Consider the following 17,429-nt stretch of genomic DNA (forward strand, 5'->3'; position numbering starts at 1 on the left):
GCAGGGTCTGCGCGGAGGAAAGCTCGCCCAACGGAGACTGCTTCCTGTCGATGCGGGTAACGCGCACTGACCCCACTGGCGCCGAGGCCTCGGAAAGGCCGACATGACTCTCCCTATCGCGTCGATCGAACTTCCGTCCGGCCAGACCATGCCCGTGCTCGGCCAGGGCACGTGGTACCTGGGTGAGCGTCCCGCGAGGCGACGGGATGAGGTGGCCGCCCTGCACGCTGGCCTGGACCTGGGCATGACTTTGATCGACACTGCTGAGATGTACGGCGATGGCGCCTCCGAGGAGCTTGTCGGCGAGGCCATTGTCGGACGACGCGGCGATGTGTTCCTGGTCGACAAGGTGTTGCCGTCCAACGCCAGCCGCCAGGGGACCGTGCAGGCCTGCCGCCGTAGCCTGCAACGACTCGGCGTCGACCACATCGACCTCTATCTGCTGCACTGGCGCGGCAACCATCCACTCGCGGAGACGATCGAGGCGTTTGCCGAACTCGTCGACGCCGGCGATATCGGACAGTGGGGCGTGAGCAACTTCGACCTCTCCGACATGACCGAGCTGCTTGAGGCGGGCGGGAACGACTGCGCGACCAACCAGATCCTGTACAACCTCACTCGCCGCGGCCCCGAGTACGACCTGCTGCCCTGGCTACGTGAACACCGGATTCCGGTGATGGCGTATTCCCCGATCGAGCAGGGCAGACTACTCGGCCACGACCAGGTCGCGCAGGTCGCCGCGCGGCACGGGGCGACGCCCGCTCAGGTCGCGCTGGCCTGGGTGCTGAGGCAGGACATGGTTGCGGCCATCCCTCGGTCGTCCAACTCGGAACACACCCGGGAGAACGCGGAAACGCGCGACCTGCACCTGACCGAGGAGGACCTCACGGCACTCGACCTGGCATTCCCGCCACCTACCGGCCCACAACCGCTGGAGATGTTGTAGGGCCAGCGGCCGTCTCGGTGCAGGCCAGGCGAGATCACCATCGCGCTGGTGGCGACGTCATCGGTCCCGGACGAGGTGAGCGACGAGCGCGCGCTCGCCGCACGGGAGGCGATCTATAACTGCCGCAAGGGCGGCAGCGTGTTCATCCTGGGCGTGTTCGCCGCCCTGGTCGACAAGTTTCCGCTCGGTGCGGTGATGAACAAAGGCTGACGCTGCGCGGCGCACAGCAGCACGGACAGCGCTACATCCCCATGCTGCTGGAGCGGATGGCCCGCGGCGAGCTGGTCACGGAGCATCTCGCGACACACACGATGCCGTTGGACCAAGCGCCGCGCGGCTACGAGATGTTCAAACAAAAAATTGACGGATGCGTGCGAGCCGTCTTCCAGCCCACCAGCTGATTCTGCCGTCGCCAGTGCCCCCCACACCGGAGCGCGACCCCGGGGCGTGCGCTCGCTCAGCTCGCGCCGCTCGACCGTGCCCTGCCTCTCTCGTCCCGCCATCCGCCCGATTGGGGGTGGTAGCCGTAGGCGGCAGCCCAGACTGTTTCCTCGTTCTCCAGCCCAGAACCCATCGCGCCGCCGACAGTGGCCAGTGAGCTGGTGATCCAGGCGAGCGTCAAACAATCGCTGGCATTCACCGGGCGCTGCAGGATCTGTTCCAACACGGATGTGTCGATCAGCAGCGCCCACGACCCGTAGCGGGCGGGCACATCCCGCCACGCCGCCCCGGCCCGGATCTTCCACACGATCCCGTTGAGCACCCGCCGGTCATCGACCCGAGGCCGACCACCCGTCACCACCGACGGCAGATACCGCGACAGCGCATCCCACTCGACGTCAGACAACTCGTAGCGACGACCCACGCGCTACATCATCCGACACCAAGATCCTTTGAAGACACTGCCTAGCTGCGTCCGCCACTCGTAGAAGGTCATGCCGAGTTCGCCGTGGAACAGTCGGCTGAGGGTACGCGGGCTCGCTCCGATCGTCCTCCCGAGTTCGGCCGGCGTGGCGTTGTCCGCCGGCGCCTCGCACAGCGCCTGGCTTGTCGTCGTTGCCGGGGCCGGTCAGGGCGAGCAGGACCTCGCGGGTGAGGTACGGGGCAAGGACCACGGCGGGGCGTTCCGGTGGGAGCCAGGCGGGATGGCGCGTGCTTAGCTCGCCAGAGCGTCCAACCAGTTCGAACGCAGTCGCAGGGCACGCTCTGCGCTGCCGACGACCGCTGCGATACCAGCGGCGAGGTTCACCGCGAGCGGGACGCGCACGGGGAGATCGAACGTGCCGAGCGCGTCCGCCACCGGCGGAGCGTGCGAAATCGTCTCGACGAGTTGTGGCAGCGCCACGCAGATCCCGACGAGCACGAGCAGTGTCGAGGTGACGCCGACAAGGCGGCTCAGCCCGGGGTGGGTCCGATGCAGGCGGGCGCGTCGACCCTCAGCGGAAGCGGGATGGGGTGTCAACTGCGACGCGGTGCCGCCGGCCTGCACGTAGTGGCAGCGGTTTAAGCCGAAGGCGTTGACGGCGACCTCGATGTGACCGCCCGGCACGGGGAAACGAGCCGGCATCGTCGAGAGCGAATGGAGCGCACCGTTGACGTAGAGACGCGCGCGTACCGAGCCATCGTCGCGATCGCCCAGCTGACGGACGTCGACCGCGTAGGTGGACGTGGTCCCGTCGGGCGCCTGAAGCGTCAGCGTGCGCACCGACCTGGTCAGCATCTGCCACCAGCGGAAACGCGGCAGCGGCTCACCGTTGCCAGGGCGTAGGCGCCGTGCCGCGCGACGGTCCCGCCATCCTTCGAACGCCACCCGGAAACCTCCTGTCATCAACCACCGTATTACTAGTACGCTGTACTACCTCGCTCGAAGCTAGCACATTGTGATAGGAATGGGGTGGGAGGAGGTGCTGACGATGCCGGACCGACGAACGAGGCAGGACACCCGCGACCGGATCCTGATCGCCGCCGCGACGATGCTCGGGGAGAGTCCGACCGCTCGGCTGAGCGTCCGAGCAGTCGCCGCGCGGGCTGGCGTCAGCACGGGTTCACTCCGCCACTTCTTCCCGACGCAACGAGCACTCATCGAAGCCGTCGTCGCCGGCGTCTACGACGTCGACATCCCCGGCGATCCCATCCTCGACACCGAACGGGCGCCGGCGGAGCGCCTCGTGGAATGCCTGCGGCAACTGCTCGCCCTGGTCGGTACCGGAGAGCGGGCGCGCGAGCACTCGCGCGCGATCCACGAGGCGTACATCGCGTCCGACCCGACGGACGACGAGGTCGCCGCGTACCTAGCGCTCGAGCGACTGGGCCTGCATCGTGTCGAGAGATGGCTGACCACGCTCGCCGACGAGGGCGTGATCCCGGCGGACGACGTCGAGCGACGCGCCCGGTTCCTGACAACCGTCCTCAACGGCCTCTTCACCGAACGGGCGCTCCCCGCCGACGCGAGGCGAATCCAGTTCGAGGCCGACACCCTCCGGCTCGCCGCCGAAGCCGTCACGAGCGACCGCACCGGGGCCGGGCAATCCGAGCTTTGACACCCCGACCCATCCAGCACACCCATCCGAAGGACAGCATGCCCAACACCAACGCACACCCGTTCCTGCGCCCGCTGGGGGCATTCGAAAACATCATCGACCTCTACATCAGTCGCAACCCCGTGCAGTTCTCGCTCGTCGTCGAACTCGCCTCGCCGCTCTCGGCCCAGCAGTTGGCGCACGCGCTCGCGCTCCTGCAGCAGACGCACCCGTTGCTCGCCGTCGGCATCGATCGCACCGGCGATCGCCCGGCATTCCATGGGTCGACCGAGCCCATTCCGGTCCGACAATTCCGCGGGAGCGACTGGCGCGAAGCGGCGGCGCAGGAGCAGACGCGTCCCGTCGACACCACCGGGAGTCCGCTGGCGCGGGCAACGCTTGTGAGCGACGCTTCCGGTGACCGGGGAACCGCCGTTCTCCTGACGTTCTCTCACCAGATCACCGACGGACGCGGCGCGCTCCGCGCCGCGCACGACCTCCTCGCCATCCTCGACGCGAGGACCCTCCCCGCCCGGCCGCTGCCCATCGACCAGGAGAGCCTGCTCGAACGCCTGCCGCAGGCGGAGCAGCCGGTTGCCCCGGCTCCGGCGCCTGCGCCGGAGCCGACCGTCGCCACGATTCGTCCATTCGACGCGTCGGCGCCCAGGATCGAGATCGCCGAACTCGACCCCGCGACGACCGAACACCTTCGCACCACCGCCCGCGCCCACGCGTCAACGGTCCAGGCCGCACTCTGTGCCGCCGCCGCACAAGCGCTCACCGCCCGCACCGGCGCCGAGAGCATCCGCATCAACGTTCCCATCGACCTCCGCTCGGCGCTGGATCTCGAAGACGATGTCGTCAACCGTTTCACGGCGACGACCGTGGTGCTGCGGGCAACCGCGCACAGCACGCTGTGGTCACTCGCGCAGGACGCGACGGCGCAACTACGAGCGGCGTGCGACGCCGCCCGCGACGCGGCACTCATGCTGGCTTCGCTCAACCCCGCCGACGGTGCGGAGGCAGAGGCAGCGATGCTCGCCGCCACCACCGCTGACCTGGAGATCACCAATCTGGGCGTATCCGAGCCCGACACCCCGTCCGCAGTCGCGATCTGGGGACCGACGATGACGACGCAGGTCCACGACGAACGGATTCTCGGCGTCGTCACGCACGCCGGGTCGCTACGACTCGTCCTGACGTCGCACAGCGAAACGCAAGGTCTTCCCGCCGACATCGTCAGCCGCCTCACCCAACCGTGAGATTGAGACAGCGGTTCGCTCCATCGGCCTCCAGGCTTCGTCGGATCGTGGGGCGTTCATTGGAGAAATACCTCTCGTCGAAGGGGTTGACATCCCATTGCACCGCTTGCCGAGCCCGCCAGGCAGTGACGCTGCGTCACCACCGCCCGTGCCATCTCCACGTACGGGCCGCGTGGCTCAGCTGATCAGTGCCGTCGGCGCCGGTGCGAAATCGATGCGTGGCTTGCCCTGCATGGCCGCCGCCAGGCTCTCGTAGACCGGCGGGTTGATGCCGTCGCGCTGCTGGTGTCGCATCTTCACGGTGGTCTGCGGCCAGTCCGGGTCGGTCATGATGCCGGCCACGGCGTACTGCTTGGTCATCGCGACCATGGAGGCGTAGTTCTCCGCATCGGTGGTGCCGGTCTTGCCGGCGACCGGAGCGTCCACGGCGGTCTTCACCTGCGGGGCCGTCCGGCTACCGCCGCAGCGACTGGTGGCGGAGTCGTCGCCGACAGGGCAGCGGGCGACGTCGACGGCGGCGCGGGCAACGTCGGTGCTGATTCGTTTCTCGCAGCGTGGGTTGGCGATGTCCAGCTTGTTGCCGTCCGGGTCGCGGATCTCCTGCACCGGTGTCGGTGCACACCAGGTGCCGTCTGCGGCCAGCGTCGCGTACGCGTTGGCCAGTTCCAGCGGGGTCGTGTTGGAGACGCCCAGGGTGAACGCGCCCCAGTCATGGGCGGCCTCCCGGTCGCCGGCCCACCGGTCCTCCTGGTCGACCCGGAACTGGATGCCGAGCCGCTTGGCCACGTCGACCACGTTCTCCGCGCCGATCTGCTGCTGTAGCGGCACGAAGTAGGTGTTGGTCGACCGGGCGAACGCGCCCCACATGTTCAGCACGCCACCGGCCTTCTTGTCGGAGTTGGTGGGGCAGTAGAGGTTGGTGCCGGGACACGCGGTGGGGCTGGCGCGGTCGATGACGTACTCCGACCGGAATCGTTGTGGGGCGTCGATGGTGTGGCTGAGCGGGACGCCCTTCTCCAGGGCGGCGACGACGGTGAAGATCTTGAAGGTCGATCCGGCCTGGTAGCCGGTGATGCCGTCACCGCCGGTGAGCAGCGGGTTCATGGTGTTGGGGTAGTTGCCCGGGACGCCCTTCGCCCGCTGCTTCGGGTCGCTGTGCGGCCGGTTGGTCGGGTTCCTCGAGTCGTCGGGCCGGAAGGTGCGGTTCACGGCGAGGGCACGGACGCGGCCCGTGCCCGGTTCCACCGTGGCGACCATGGCCGCTTCCTCGGCGGTCTCGCTCTTGGCCCTGCGTACCGCCTGGTCCGCACCGCGCTGCGCCTGCACGTCGAGGCTGGTGGTGATCGTGTAACCACCGCTCTTGAGTCGCCGCTCCCGGTCGTAGGTGGTGGCGCCAAAGGTCTCCTGATCCAGCCACCAGCGGTAGAAGTAGTCGCAGAAGAAGCCCCACTGCCGCTGGTTGGTGGCGACGCAGCCGTTCGGGGTGCGTTTATCCTTTACGACCATCTTGGTGGCCTTGGCGGCATCGGCCTGCTGCTGGTCGATCGCGCCGGTGGTGACCATGTTCTGCAGCACGTAGTTGCGCCGGTCGAAGGCCGGAGTGCGGCCGCTGCGGGTGGTCGGGTCGTTCTGGCTGGGCGCCTTGACCATGCCGGCCAGCAGCGCGGCCTCCTCCAGCTTGAGCTTGCTGGGCGGCTTGCCGAAGTAGACCTGGCTGGCGGCGAAGATGCCGTACGCGCCGTTGCCGAAGGCGGCGATGTTCAGGTAGCGCTCCAGGATCTCGTCCTTGGACAACTCCTTGTCGACCTGCAGGGCGTAGCGCATCTCGCGCAGCTTGCGGGCGCTGGTGTCCTCGGTCGCGGCGACCACGTCGGCCGGATGGGTGGCGGAGTACGCGATGGCGAGCCGGACGTACTGCATGGTCAGCGTCGAGGCGCCCTGCTGACCGTTGGCGCCGCGGGACTGGTTGCTGACGAAGGCTCGGACGACGCCGTTGAGGTCGACCCCGTTGTGCCGGTAGAAGTCGTGGTCCTCCGCGGCGACGATCGCCTGGCGCATGACCGGGGCGACGTCGGCGAGCTTCACGTCCCGCCGGTTCTCGTCGTACATCGTCGCCAGCGGCGTCTTCCCGTCGGAGGCGAGCAGGTAGCTGATCTGCGGCGCGCGGGCCACCGTCAGATCCTTGGGCAGCGCGCCGAACGTCTCGACGCCGGCCTTCGCCGCCAGGCCGGACATCGCCACCGCGGGGAAGGCCGCCGCCGCGACCACCACGCCGACCAGCAGGCCGCAGATCAGCAGCGATGCGGCGTTGGTGAAGACCTTGTGGTCACGTTTCCACATCCAGGGAACCTCGATCCATAGGGTGCAGGGCGGCAGCGGCCCATCGACCGGTTCCACGCCCCGTTCGGGTCGTTCATCGCAGCCGCCCCGCGGTGTCCGACACGTCCGTGCGGGCGCTCGGCGACGAGTGGGTGCTGGTCAACCGGTCACCAGCCGGCCAGCACCACCTTCGTCGCCTCGGCGATGAGGGCGTCGTCATAGTCGGCGTCCTTCTCGTCGCGGCTGGACAGCACGGCGAGGACGATCGGCGCGCGGTCCGGCGGCCAGATCACCGCGATGTCGTTACGGGTGCCGTACCCGCCGGACCCGGTCTTGTCCCCGACGACCCAGCCGGCGGGAACACCTGCGCGGATCAGCGCGCCGCCGGTGGTGTTGCCCCGCAGCCAACCGTTGAGGATGTCGCGGTCCGAGGGTTCGAGGGCGTCACCGACGGCGTACGCCCGCAGGGACCCGGCCATGGCCTGCGGCGTGCTGGTGTCCCGCCGGTCACCCGGCCGCGCCTCGTTGAGCTCGGTCTCGTAACGCGCCGGATCGGTGACCTTGTCGCCGATCTCGCGCAGTTCCTTCTCGAACTTCTGCGGCCCGCCGAGGTGACGCACCATCAGGTTGGCGGCGGTGTTGTCGCTGTACCGCACGGCCGCGTCCGCGATGGCCCGCAGGGTCATGCCCTCGGCGACGTGCTGTTCCGTGATCGGTGAGTAGGTCACCAGGTCGTCGGCCGTGTAGCGCACCACCCGGTCCAGCTCGGCGTCGGTGGTCTCGTCGAGGACCTCGGCGGCGGCCAACGCCTTGATCGTCGAGGCGTACGCGAACCGCTCGTCGGCCCGGTACCGCACCGTCCGGCCGGTGCCGGTGTCGATCGCGTAGACCCCCAGCCGAGCGTCGAACCGCTTCTCCAGCTTCCGGAACTCGTGGTCCCGGTCAGCGGCGGTGGACGGGCTCACCGTTGCCGTACTGTCCCGCGTCGACTGCTCGGCGGCATGGGAGGGGCTGCAGGCGGTCAGTGACGCCACTGCCACCACGGTCACCAGACGGTGTGTCGGAAATACCATGACAGCTCCTTTGTCGGTGTCGTGAGATCCGGCGCGGGCAGCGCCGGTGGACAGGAATCGACCCTGACAGGGATCCGGCATGCGGTCGAAGACGGATCTGGCGGTGTTCATGCTGATCTGGCATCGCCCGCGCCTGACCACCCACCGGTAGACCCGGACCGGTCAGGAGCTGTGTCCCGCGAAGGGACCGGCGGCGCTGAACACCCGCTTCGCGAAGCGTTCGGCGATGCGCCGGTGGGTGGCGGTGTCCGGATGGAGCTGATCGGGCAGCGGCAGCTCGCCGTAGAGGTCGAGGCCGTCGAGGTGGTGCAGATTCGGGTCGTCGGCAGCGCGCTGGGCGGTGATCCGCGCCAACTCGTCGCGGATGACGCGGAGCGTGAGCTTCCCGCTCGCCCGTTCCGCCGGATCGCCGGTGGCCCGAAAGCGCACCTGTCCGGTGCCGAGGGCCGCGAGGTCGAACGCGCCCGGGCCAGGGGTGTCCTCGTGGATGGGGCAGTAGATCGCGGAGACGACGAGCAGCGGCGTGGTGGGATGGCCCTCCCGGATGGTGTCCAGGAAGCCGTGCACGGCCGGGGTGAAGGCGCGCAGCCGCATCAGGTCGGCGTTGACCAGGTTGATGCCGATCTTCACGCTGATGAGGTCGGCTCGGGTGTCCCGCATGGTGCGGGCGGTGAACGGGTCGAGCAGCGCGCTGCCGCCGAAGCCGAGGTTGACCAGGTCGACGTCGCCGAGGGACGCGGCGACGACCGGCCAGGTGGCGGTGGGGCTGGTGGCGTTGGAGCCCTGACTGATGGAGCTGCCATGGTGCAGCCAGACCCGACGTCCCCGGTCGGGTACGGGTTCGACGGGCGCGTCGCTGCGCAGGGCGACGAGTTCGGTGTGCTCGTTGTGCGGTAGCCAGATCTCGACGTCCTTCATCCGGTCGGGCAGGCCGGTGAACCGGACGGTGCCGGGTGGATCGGCGGACTCGCTGACGAAGCTCGGGACGTCGAGCCGCGGGGCCACGCGGAGCACGCCGGGCGGAACGCACCGGGTCGGCAGGACGATGACCCGGTGCGCTCCCGGCGACTCCACGTCAGTGATCAGTGATCCTGATCAGAGTCGACAGTTCTGGTTTTTCCCGGGGACCTTCAGATCGATGAGGTAGGCGGCGAAGGCGGCGTTGACGCAGGGGTTGATCCCGTCCTGCGCGACGGTGTGCCGTGCACCCTCGACGGTGAGCACGGTACCGCCGAGCTCGTCCGCCAGGACCTTGCCGGCCGCGTACGGGGTGGCCGGGTCGCCGGTGACGGAGATGATCAGGGTGGCGGGCAGGCCCTTGACGTCCTGGGCGTAGGGAATGCCGAGACTGGGCTCGCCGGGCCAGGCTTCGCACGCGTCGCGGGTGACTCCGTCGACCTTCTCGCCGCTGTCCACGAACGGGCTGGTCCTGTTGATGTCAGCGCGCAGTCGGGCTTCCTCCTCGGGGGTGCGGCGTACCTCGTCGTTGCAGTTGATGGCGAGGTTGGCCTCAAGGAAGTTGGTCCACACGCCGGAGGCCTCCCGACCGCCGAACAGGTCGCCCACCTTCAGGATCTGCGTTCCGTCGCCCTGCTTGAGCTGGGTGAGGCCCTTGATGAGCACGGGCCAGACCTCGGGCTCGTAGAGGCCGGCGGTGATGCCGCCGACGGCCTGGGTGAAGTTCAGCGTGCGCCCCTCGCCTGCGGGGACCGGCTTGTCGATCAGCGGCTGGACCAGCTTCTGGAAGACCGCCGTGGCCTGGGCCGGGTCGGCACCCAACGGGCAGTCCTTACTGGCGGCGCAGGAGGCCGCCAGCTTGTCGAAGCTCTGCTGGAAGCCGGTCTGCTGGCTCAGCCGCCGCTGCGGGTTCTTCAGGGTGGGGTCCGTCACCCCGTCCAGGGCCAACGCCCGGACGTTCTTGCCGAACATCTCGGCGTAGACCGCGCCGAGTCGGGTGCCATAGCTCTGCCCGGCGAACGTGAGCTTCTCGTCGCCAAGTGCCGCGCGCAGGACGTCCATGTCCCGGGCGGCGTTGCGGGTGCCGACCGCGGACAGGATCTGCTTCCCGCCTGAACCCTTCGCGCACCGCTCCGCCAGTTGCCGGGTGTCGTCCTCGCTCCACTGCCCCGAAGACGCCAGCAGCGTGGTCTGATCCTCGCCACGATCGCGCTCGGCGTCGGTGAAACAGTTGATCGCGGGCGTCGATGATCCGACCCCGCGCGGATCGAACCCCACCACGTCGAAGCGTTGCACCAGCGGGCTCTTGGCATGCGCGGCGCTGAAGCTCGTCGCCTGAGTCATGCCCGATCCACCCGGGCCGCCCGGATTGAGCACCAGCGACCCGATGCGCTGCCCGGGGTCGCCCTGTGCGGGGAGCCGGAGCACCGCCACCTGGATGGACGTGCCCTTCGGGTCCTGGTAGTCCAGCGGCACCTTGAGCCGAGCGCACTCGAAGGGCTCGACGTAGAGCTTCTTCTGCGCCGAGGTGGTGTCGTAACCCACACACGAGCCGAACGACAGCTTCTGCTCGTAGAAGACCTCCAGGCCGGCAGGGGACGGCTGTGCCTCGGAATCCTCCGAGGTCGGAGTGCTCGTGCAGGCGGCCACCAACGCGAGCACCGCCGCCGTCGCGGCAGCAGCGCCGACGCGACCGGCGCGCCGAGTGGGAGCGGAGCTGAACCGGTCCGTGGGCGGACCGGAGTCGAACAAGGTCATGGTGCCTCCGACGTCAATCGATGTGAACAAGGTGCGCGTTCCAGGAGACACCCGGCCGTAACGGCACACTCAATCGCGCCCGGGTGTGATCTTGTCGTTGACGACCGGAATGCCTCGCGTCCGTTTGACCGTGCCCCGAGGGCACAGGTTCGGATGGGGCGAGTCCGCACAGAGCGGACCGGACAAGGAGGCAAAAGTGATGCGAAAACGCGGTATCGCCCTGGTGGGGGCGCTGGGACTGACCGGTGCCCTGGTCGCGGTCATCCCGGCGACGGCCGAGGAGTCGGCGGAGGCAAAGCCCGTAGCCGGGCCGCAGTGGGCGGCGTGCCCCGACAGCGTGGTGATGCCGCCGACGGTGCAGGTGCCGGTGCAGTGCGCGAAGCTGCCGGTTCCGTTGGACTACCGCGACCCGGACGGCACCCAGATCGAGATCATGGTGTCCCGGATCGCGAGCACGAACCCGGAGAAGCGGCGCGGCGTGCTGTTGTTGAACCCGGGCGGGCCGGGCGGCACCGGGCTGGACCAGCCGGGCTTCCTGATCTCGCGAGGGCTGCCGACCAGCGTCACGGACAGCTACGACCTGATCGGTATGGACACTCGGGGTGTCGGGCACTCATCCCCGGTGAGCTGCGGTTTCACCGCCGACGACGCCTACTGGTCCAACATCCCGCCGTACGCGCCCGACCACGCGGCCGTCACCCGTCAGGCAAAGATCGCCAAGGACGTCGCCGAACGCTGCGCGGCCAACGACACCGAGGGGCGGCTGCGCCACTTCACCACCGCCAACACGGCACGTGACCTGGACCGGATCCGCGCCGCGCTCGGCGAGGAGAAGGCCAGCTTCTACGGCGCCTCCTACGGCACGGCGCTGGGTGCCGCGTACACCTCGATGTTCCCGGCCACCACGGACCGGGTCGTGCTGGACAGCAACCTCGGCGACACTCACCTGAACCGGGACGGCCTGCGGCGGTACGCGCTCGGCATGGAGCAGACGTTCCCCGACTTCGCGCAGTGGGCGGCAGATCGGCACGAGGCCTACGGTCTGGGCCGCACCCCGCAGCAGGTGCGCCGGACCTACCTCACCGTCACCGATCGGCTCGACAAGACGCCGGCTGCCGACGGGAGCACCGGCGCCCTCCTGCGGGCCGTCACCTTCGCCTACCTCTACAACGAGGTGCAGTACCCGAGCCTGGCGCAGATCTGGCAGACGTACCTGAACCCTGTCAAGGCACCGGAGGCGAAGGCGGATGCGGCCGCCAGCCCGAACGACAACGCGTTGACGGTGTACCTCGCCGTCGCCTGCAACGACGTCCAGTGGGACGAGGACGTGGACACCTACCAGCGAGCGGTCGCGCAGGACCGCAAGCGATTCCCGCTGTACGGTGCGGCCAGCGCCAACATCACCCCCTGTGCCTACTGGAAGAACGAGCCCGTCGAGCCCCCTGTCGCGGTGAACGACAAGGGGCCGCGCAACGTGCTGATCCTGCAGAACCGGCACGACCCGGTCACCCCGCTCGCCGGCGGCAAGCTGCTGCGCGAAAAGTTCGAAAAGCGCTCCCGTCTGGTCACCGCCAACGAGAGCGGGCACGGCGTATACATGGCGGGCAACAACGCCTGCGCGCTGAACATCACCACGTCGTACCTGGTCGACGGCAAGATGCCGGCTGGTGACCGGACCTGCCAGCGCTGACGTTGACTGTGCCCCTACGGCACAGTGTGCGATGAGGGCATGCGGATGCTCAGGGGCGGCTGGAGTACGCGTGAGCTGGCCGAGATCGCCGGCACCACGCTGAAGACAGTGCGGCACTACCACAGCATCGGACTGCTGGAGGAGCCCGAGCGCGCGACCAACGGCTACAAGCAGTACCAGAGCAGGCATCTCATCCAGCTGCTGCGGATCCGACGCCTGGCGGACCTGGGCGTCTCGCTGGCCGACATCGCCGCGATGCAAGGCTCGGTCGAGGGCGCGGAACAGGTGTTCCGCGCCCTCGACGCCGAGTTGGCGGCCAGTATCGAGCGCCAGCAACGGATTCGCGAGGAGCTGGTCGACATCCTGCGACAACCCGAGCGCGTCGACCTGCCGCCCGGCTTCGGTCACCTCGCCGGTGACCTGTCCGAGGGCGAACAGGCGTTCCTGCTCGTCTGCTCGCGGGTCATCGATCCGCAGATGCTGGACACCCTGCGGAAGACGTCCACCGCGGCCGCCACCACGGCCGAAGAGGACCTCTATGCGCTGACCGAGGACGCGAGTGAGGAAACCCGGCAGGAACTGACCGAGCGACTCGCCCCCGACGTCTACCGCAGATTGCAGAAGCACCCACGGCTGTGGGAACTGGCCGAGCAGGGCGCGGCGGGCAGTGGGCCGGACAACTGGTTGGTCTTCCTCCAGGCGGTCGCCGAGTTGTACAACCCGGCGCAGATCGACGTCCTGCAGCGCGTCAACGTCATCCTCAACCGGGCACAGGCCGGCTGAGGCAAGGCGGCCTGGCTGCGGCGAGGCGATCAGCTCGTACGCCCGTGAGGTCGGCCACAGCGATGCCGTGCGGACTTGAGCATGCCGCTGCGGCATACCGGCTAATGGCTCCGATGAGCATCGACGAGAGAGAACCCGTTACGGCACCAGAGCGTTCGCACGGGCCTGCCCGCCCCGGCCACGCTGGCCCGGTCCCCAAGCAGACCGTCCTGGACCAGATGGGCGGTCTCGCTGGCTTCGCCTACTCGACGATCCCGGTCCTCGTGTTCATAACGGCGAACGCGTTGCTGTCGCTGCCGGTCGCCATCGCCGTCTCCATCGCGACCGGGCTGGCGTTGTTCATCTTCCGGCTGCTGCGCAAAGAGCGCTTCGTCTTCGCGATCGGCAGCCTGCTGGGAATGGCGGTGGCCGCCGGACTCGTCGCGTGGACCGGCTCCGCACGGGACTTCTTCGTGATCGGCATCTGGGCGTCGCTGGCCGGGTTCGTCGTCACGCTCGCCTCGGTGCTGGTTCGTCGGCCGCCGACCGGTGTCATCTGGAACGCCCTGCACGGCGGAACGCGAGCCGAACGTCAACGCCGCGACGAGGGTCGCGACATCGTGCCACGCGCACGGTGGGGTCGCGCCGCCACGCGTGGGTTTGTCCAGACCAGCGGATGACCGGGTGCTGAGCCCTACCCGCGAGCCGGGGCCGGGCACCGACCCGTCGCCCCGGCACCCCCTCGAACGAACCGGGAAGGCATGAACATGGTCCTCTACGAGGGTGCGATGCAGGTGGTTCCCGTCCTGCTGATCGCACTGTTCTTCGACATCCCCAGCATCGACCGACCAGCCAGCCGCACGATGCGACGCTGGGCGGACATGCAGGAGAGGGTTTACGCCGCGCTCGGCATCGTCGCGTTCATGGTGTCGATGTCCATCGTGGCGGACATCGCCAGTCCCGGACGTGTTCCGGCGGCGATCGTCGTCGCCACCCTCAGCGGCTGCATGAGCCTGTTGTACGTCCGGATCCTGCAACGCTTCGCCCGTAACGGGCAGCGGCACGACAACGTCTCGGGCGGCCGTTGAGGGTGCGCGGTGCGGACCGCGCGGACGATCAGTCGTGCGGTTCGGTGAGCAGTTGGTTGGTGCGCCGCAGGACGTCCAGTTGCGCGGAGTTGTAGAGCTCCGTCAGTGCCGTGCTGACGGCGCGCTCGACGTGGCGCGAGCTGTACCGGGTGCCGGCGTTCGTGATCTTCGCCTCGGGGTGCTCCGCGTTCAGCTTCCGCACGTAGGGGGCCAAATCCCGGGCCACTGCGGCGCGGGTCTGCTCGTCGGCATCCGCGGCAAGCCTGCTGAACTGCTCGGCTACCGGGTCGGTGACCGGCTCGCGCAGCATTTCCGCCCAGGCCCGTATGGTTTCGGCACCCAGGACCCGGGTCAACACGACGATGAACGAACGATCGGCCTGCGGCATGCTCGCCACGGCATCGGGTGCGGCGAAACCGGGTGGCAGTTCCGCAGGTGTGGGCTGCCGCAGGATGACGCCGAGTTCGACGCGGGCGCGTTGCAGACGTTCGATGGTCGCCTCGAGTTCGGCGTCGAGGGCGCGCAGCGCCTCCACCGGGTGGTCGTCGGCGTCATCCATGGTCGCGATCTGGGCAAGCGAGAACCCCAGGTCGGTCAGACGCCTGATGCGCAGGATCCGAACGAGGTGAGACACCCCGTACTGCTTGTAGCCGTTGCCGCGTCGATGTGGTTCCACCAGCAGGCCGATGTCGTGGTAGTGGCGCACCGCTCGCAGTGTCGTGCCGGCGAGTTGGGCGATCTCCCGAGTGCTCCAGCCCACTGCGTACCTCCGTTCGACGGTATTTTCTCGACACCCTGGCGCCGCCCGGGTCGGGTGGCGCCAGGGTGCTGCCGATGTGGGCCGTCAGAGCCGCCCCGGGGCGTGGAACACGAGGTCCGGGTCGTACCGCTTCTTGAGGGCGAGCAGGCGCTCGGCATTGGGCCCGAAGACGGCGGCGGTACGTTCGGTGTCGTCCGGGCCGAGCAGATTGGGGTAGCCGCCCGGAAGGCGATCGGTGCCCCGTACCCAGGCCCGGTGTTGATCCTCAGCGGGATCTCCCGGTTCCCAGACCGCGATGGTCTCGACCATCAGGTGTGGCGTCCGGTTGCGGAACGCGCTGGCGTCGGCGGGGACGCGGGCGGCTGCCCCATGAAGGCTGTGCAGCGAGATCGCGGAGAGCGGCGAGGTCTTGGCGCGTGCGGCGTCGAGCAGAACCTCTTGGACCGGGCGGTCCAATTGGGTGACTGTGCGCGTCCCGATCTCGACGTGGCGACCGGCCGGGAACATCGCGTCGATCTGTGCCAGCTGGTCGGTCGTCGTGGTCGGGCCGACCTGCGCCATCAGTGGCTCGCCGAGCTCGGTGAGCTGTTGCAGCACCCGGGTGCCGACCTCGGGATCGCCGCACCAGGTCGGTGCGGCGAAGAGCGCCGGCTCTCCGGTCGGGGCGGTGATGAAGCCGGCCTGCACGGTCAGCTCGTCCGGACCCCGCAGCAGCGACTCCTCCAGTTGCGGAAGAACGTCGAACGGAAACATGATCATCCCAGCCAGGATCGCCGGTACCGCGTGCAGCCGGATCCTCATGGTGGTGACGACGCCGAAGTTGCCACCACCGCCGCGCAGCGCCCAGAGCAACTCGGGTTCGTTCTCCTCGTCGGCGGTGACCAGCGTCCCGTCGGCGAGCACCACGTCGGCCGACAACAGGTTGTCGGCGGCGAGCCCGAACCGGCCGCTCAGCGGCCCGTAACCACCGCCCAGCGTCAGACCCGCCATACCGACCGAACCGGCCGTCCCGGTGACCGCGACCAGGCCAGCCCGCTGGGCGGCCGCGGCCACGTCGGCCGAGGTGACGCCGCCGGCCACGGTCGCGACCGAGGTGGCCGGGTCGACGCTCACCTGCCGCATCGGGCTCAGGTCGAGCGTCAGTCCGCCGTCGGCCAGTGCGCGACCGGCCCAGTCGTGCCCACCACCTCGGACCGACAGCGGGAGACCCTTCTCCCGGGCGGCCCGAACCCCGGCCTGGACATCAGCCCCGTCGGCGCATCGGAGGACGGCAAGCGGACGGCTGGTCACCGCACCGTTCCAGATCGTCCGAACTGCTTCGTATTCCGTTCCCGACGTCAGCATGTCACTCATCTAGCCAGAGTAGTCGTTTACTCGACAGAGCCCAACTCTGGCGAATGACAGACGCTATGCTCAGGCGACCATGACTGGACCACCGAAGGGCCGCCGGGCTGAATACGCCGCGGCCACCCATGCCGCCATCATCGAGGCGGCGCGCCTGCTCTTCGCCCGCAACGGATACTTCGCGACGAAGATCGAGGACATCGCCGTGGAGGCACGCGTCGCACCGGCCACGGTGTACGCGGTTACCGGCGGCAAGCAAGGGCTGATCCGGACGCTGGCCGACCTGTGGAGCCAAGCGCCGATCGTGGCGCAGACCCTCTCCCGGCACGAGACCCTCACCGACCCGGACGAGATTCTGCGAGACACGGCATCCGCTGTCCGCGCCATGCGCGAGACGTACGGCGACATCATGCGGCTGATGCTGACCACCGCACCACATCACACCGAGGTGGCCGAGGACCTCCGGGTGGCAACGAAGCGCTACCGCGATGCCATCGAAGCCGTCGCCGTCCGGCTCCGCGACGTCGGCGGCCTACGCGAGGGAACGACCGTCGCGGAGGCGACCGACATCCTGTGGTTCTACTTCGGATACTCCAGCTTTTTCACCCTGCTCGACGAGAACGGCTGGACGTACGAGCAAGCGGAACGTTGGCTGGTCACTCACGCCACCGCGGCCCTTCGCTGAGCCTGCTGCTGTCAGTCGTTGCTGTCAGGATGTCCGCCGGACGGTGTGCGCAGGGGGCGAAGGGTTCGAAACTATCGCCGAAGTCGAGGCAACCCCCGAAGAGGCGATCCCTGCTCAGGCCGCTCTTCGGTCGGTCGGATGTGCCCTTGCTGGGATCGAGCGAGCAGGTGGGCACCTGGGGTTCATCTGCGGTTTGCCGCAGCAATCACCTTCATTCGCGGGAACTGAGTCGACACTCCACATAGTTCGACGGGGACACGATGGCT

General features: G+C 68.7%; 15 protein-coding genes and 2 pseudogenes. 9 read left to right on the forward strand and 8 right to left on the reverse strand.

The window, feature by feature from the left end:
• Window positions 1–148: 148 nt before the first annotated feature.
• Both ABZT18_RS17295 and ABZT18_RS17300 read left to right on the forward strand, forming a co-directional pair.
• On the forward strand, window positions 149–946 hold the full coding sequence (locus ABZT18_RS17295; protein WP_355251830.1) for an aldo/keto reductase: 798 nt from the start codon (window positions 149–151) through the stop codon (window positions 944–946).
• 60 nt (window positions 947–1,006) lie between these two features.
• Window positions 1,007–1,347: pseudogene (locus ABZT18_RS17300) on the forward strand (glutathione-dependent formaldehyde dehydrogenase); the annotation flags it as partial.
• A 293-nt stretch (window positions 1,348–1,640) separates the two neighbouring features.
• Here ABZT18_RS17300 and ABZT18_RS17305 read toward each other — a convergent pair.
• Window positions 1,641–1,811: pseudogene (locus ABZT18_RS17305) on the reverse strand (transposase); the annotation flags it as partial.
• Between the two features lie 291 nt (window positions 1,812–2,102).
• A complete protein-coding gene (locus ABZT18_RS17310; RefSeq protein WP_354992408.1) occupies window positions 2,103–2,666 on the reverse strand; it encodes a hypothetical protein in 564 nt (187 codons plus the stop codon).
• Window positions 2,667–2,859: 193 nt separating this feature from the next.
• Between ABZT18_RS17310 and ABZT18_RS17315 the strand changes: the two genes are divergently transcribed.
• A complete protein-coding gene (locus ABZT18_RS17315; RefSeq protein WP_354992407.1) occupies window positions 2,860–3,486 on the forward strand; it encodes a TetR/AcrR family transcriptional regulator in 627 nt (208 codons plus the stop codon).
• 38 nt (window positions 3,487–3,524) lie between these two features.
• Entirely contained in the window at window positions 3,525–4,727 is a 1,203-nt protein-coding gene (locus ABZT18_RS17320; RefSeq protein ID WP_355251762.1) for a hypothetical protein, read from the forward strand.
• 177 nt (window positions 4,728–4,904) lie between these two features.
• Here the strand turns inward: ABZT18_RS17320 and ABZT18_RS17325 are convergent, their stop codons facing one another.
• From ABZT18_RS17325 to ABZT18_RS17340, 4 genes are all read right to left on the reverse strand, one after another.
• Entirely contained in the window at window positions 4,905–7,067 is a 2,163-nt protein-coding gene (locus ABZT18_RS17325) for a transglycosylase domain-containing protein (protein WP_355251765.1), read from the reverse strand.
• Between the two features lie 146 nt (window positions 7,068–7,213).
• A complete protein-coding gene (gene bla, locus ABZT18_RS17330; RefSeq protein WP_355251768.1) occupies window positions 7,214–8,119 on the reverse strand; it encodes a class A beta-lactamase in 906 nt (301 codons plus the stop codon).
• 162 nt (window positions 8,120–8,281) lie between these two features.
• Window positions 8,282–9,193 carry an SGNH/GDSL hydrolase family protein gene (locus ABZT18_RS17335; protein ID WP_355251771.1) on the reverse strand — a complete coding sequence of 304 codons (912 nt, stop codon included), beginning with the start codon at window positions 9,191–9,193 and terminating at the stop codon, window positions 8,282–8,284.
• Between the two features lie 21 nt (window positions 9,194–9,214).
• Complete coding sequence (locus ABZT18_RS17340; RefSeq protein ID WP_355251774.1) at window positions 9,215–10,834, reverse strand: alpha/beta fold hydrolase; 1,620 nt, start codon at window positions 10,832–10,834, stop codon at window positions 9,215–9,217.
• A gap of 199 nt (window positions 10,835–11,033) precedes the next feature.
• Between ABZT18_RS17340 and ABZT18_RS17345 the strand changes: the two genes are divergently transcribed.
• The 4 genes from ABZT18_RS17345 (at window position 11,034) to ABZT18_RS17360 (ending at window position 14,374) form a co-directional block, all read left to right on the forward strand.
• On the forward strand, window positions 11,034–12,524 hold the full coding sequence (locus ABZT18_RS17345; RefSeq protein ID WP_355251777.1) for an alpha/beta hydrolase: 1,491 nt from the start codon (window positions 11,034–11,036) through the stop codon (window positions 12,522–12,524).
• A 39-nt stretch (window positions 12,525–12,563) separates the two neighbouring features.
• Window positions 12,564–13,307, forward strand: coding sequence for a MerR family transcriptional regulator (locus ABZT18_RS17350; RefSeq protein WP_354992400.1), 744 nt, complete (start codon window positions 12,564–12,566; stop codon window positions 13,305–13,307).
• A 113-nt stretch (window positions 13,308–13,420) separates the two neighbouring features.
• Window positions 13,421–13,966 (forward strand): DUF3159 domain-containing protein, encoded by a 546-nt coding sequence (locus ABZT18_RS17355; protein ID WP_355251780.1) that lies wholly within the window; start codon window positions 13,421–13,423, stop codon window positions 13,964–13,966.
• 81 nt (window positions 13,967–14,047) lie between these two features.
• The gene (locus tag ABZT18_RS17360; protein WP_355251783.1) at window positions 14,048–14,374 is read left to right on the forward strand and encodes a hypothetical protein; all 327 of its coding nucleotides are present in this window, start codon (window positions 14,048–14,050) and stop codon (window positions 14,372–14,374) included.
• 28 nt (window positions 14,375–14,402) lie between these two features.
• Here ABZT18_RS17360 and ABZT18_RS17365 read toward each other — a convergent pair whose 3' ends face one another.
• Window positions 14,403–15,134 (reverse strand): MerR family transcriptional regulator, encoded by a 732-nt coding sequence (locus tag ABZT18_RS17365; RefSeq protein WP_354992397.1) that lies wholly within the window; start codon window positions 15,132–15,134, stop codon window positions 14,403–14,405.
• Window positions 15,135–15,218: 84 nt separating this feature from the next.
• Window positions 15,219–16,487: an FAD-binding oxidoreductase gene (locus tag ABZT18_RS17370; RefSeq protein WP_355251786.1), complete on the reverse strand. Its 1,269-nt coding sequence runs from the start codon at window positions 16,485–16,487 to the stop codon at window positions 15,219–15,221.
• Between the two features lie 70 nt (window positions 16,488–16,557).
• Between ABZT18_RS17370 and ABZT18_RS17375 the strand changes: the two genes are divergently transcribed.
• Window positions 16,558–17,163 (forward strand): helix-turn-helix domain-containing protein, encoded by a 606-nt coding sequence (locus ABZT18_RS17375; RefSeq protein WP_354992395.1) that lies wholly within the window; start codon window positions 16,558–16,560, stop codon window positions 17,161–17,163.
• Window positions 17,164–17,429 lie beyond the last annotated feature (266 nt).

The organism is Micromonospora sp. NPDC005291, from assembly GCF_040607415.1.
Lineage (GTDB): Bacteria > Actinomycetota > Actinomycetes > Mycobacteriales > Micromonosporaceae > Micromonospora.

Bases quoted from the DNA above. Each gene is read 5' to 3' on its own strand.
- ABZT18_RS17295 (WP_355251830.1), top strand. From the start codon at position 149: ATGCCCGTGCTCGGCCAGGGCACGTGGTACCTGGGTGAGCGTCCCGCG.
- ABZT18_RS17310 (WP_354992408.1), bottom strand. From the start codon at position 2,666: ATGCTGACCAGGTCGGTGCGCACGCTGACGCTTCAGGCGCCCGACGGG.
- ABZT18_RS17315 (WP_354992407.1), top strand. From the start codon at position 2,860: ATGCCGGACCGACGAACGAGGCAGGACACCCGCGACCGGATCCTGATC.
- ABZT18_RS17320 (WP_355251762.1), top strand. From the start codon at position 3,525: ATGCCCAACACCAACGCACACCCGTTCCTGCGCCCGCTGGGGGCATTC.
- ABZT18_RS17325 (WP_355251765.1), bottom strand. From the start codon at position 7,067: ATGTGGAAACGTGACCACAAGGTCTTCACCAACGCCGCATCGCTGCTG.
- bla (WP_355251768.1), bottom strand. From the start codon at position 8,119: ATGGTATTTCCGACACACCGTCTGGTGACCGTGGTGGCAGTGGCGTCA.
- ABZT18_RS17340 (WP_355251774.1), bottom strand. From the start codon at position 10,834: ATGACCTTGTTCGACTCCGGTCCGCCCACGGACCGGTTCAGCTCCGCT.
- ABZT18_RS17345 (WP_355251777.1), top strand. From the start codon at position 11,034: ATGCGAAAACGCGGTATCGCCCTGGTGGGGGCGCTGGGACTGACCGGT.
- ABZT18_RS17350 (WP_354992400.1), top strand. From the start codon at position 12,564: ATGCGGATGCTCAGGGGCGGCTGGAGTACGCGTGAGCTGGCCGAGATC.
- ABZT18_RS17355 (WP_355251780.1), top strand. From the start codon at position 13,421: ATGAGCATCGACGAGAGAGAACCCGTTACGGCACCAGAGCGTTCGCAC.
- ABZT18_RS17360 (WP_355251783.1), top strand. From the start codon at position 14,048: ATGAACATGGTCCTCTACGAGGGTGCGATGCAGGTGGTTCCCGTCCTG.
- ABZT18_RS17370 (WP_355251786.1), bottom strand. From the start codon at position 16,487: ATGAGTGACATGCTGACGTCGGGAACGGAATACGAAGCAGTTCGGACG.
- ABZT18_RS17375 (WP_354992395.1), top strand. From the start codon at position 16,558: ATGACTGGACCACCGAAGGGCCGCCGGGCTGAATACGCCGCGGCCACC.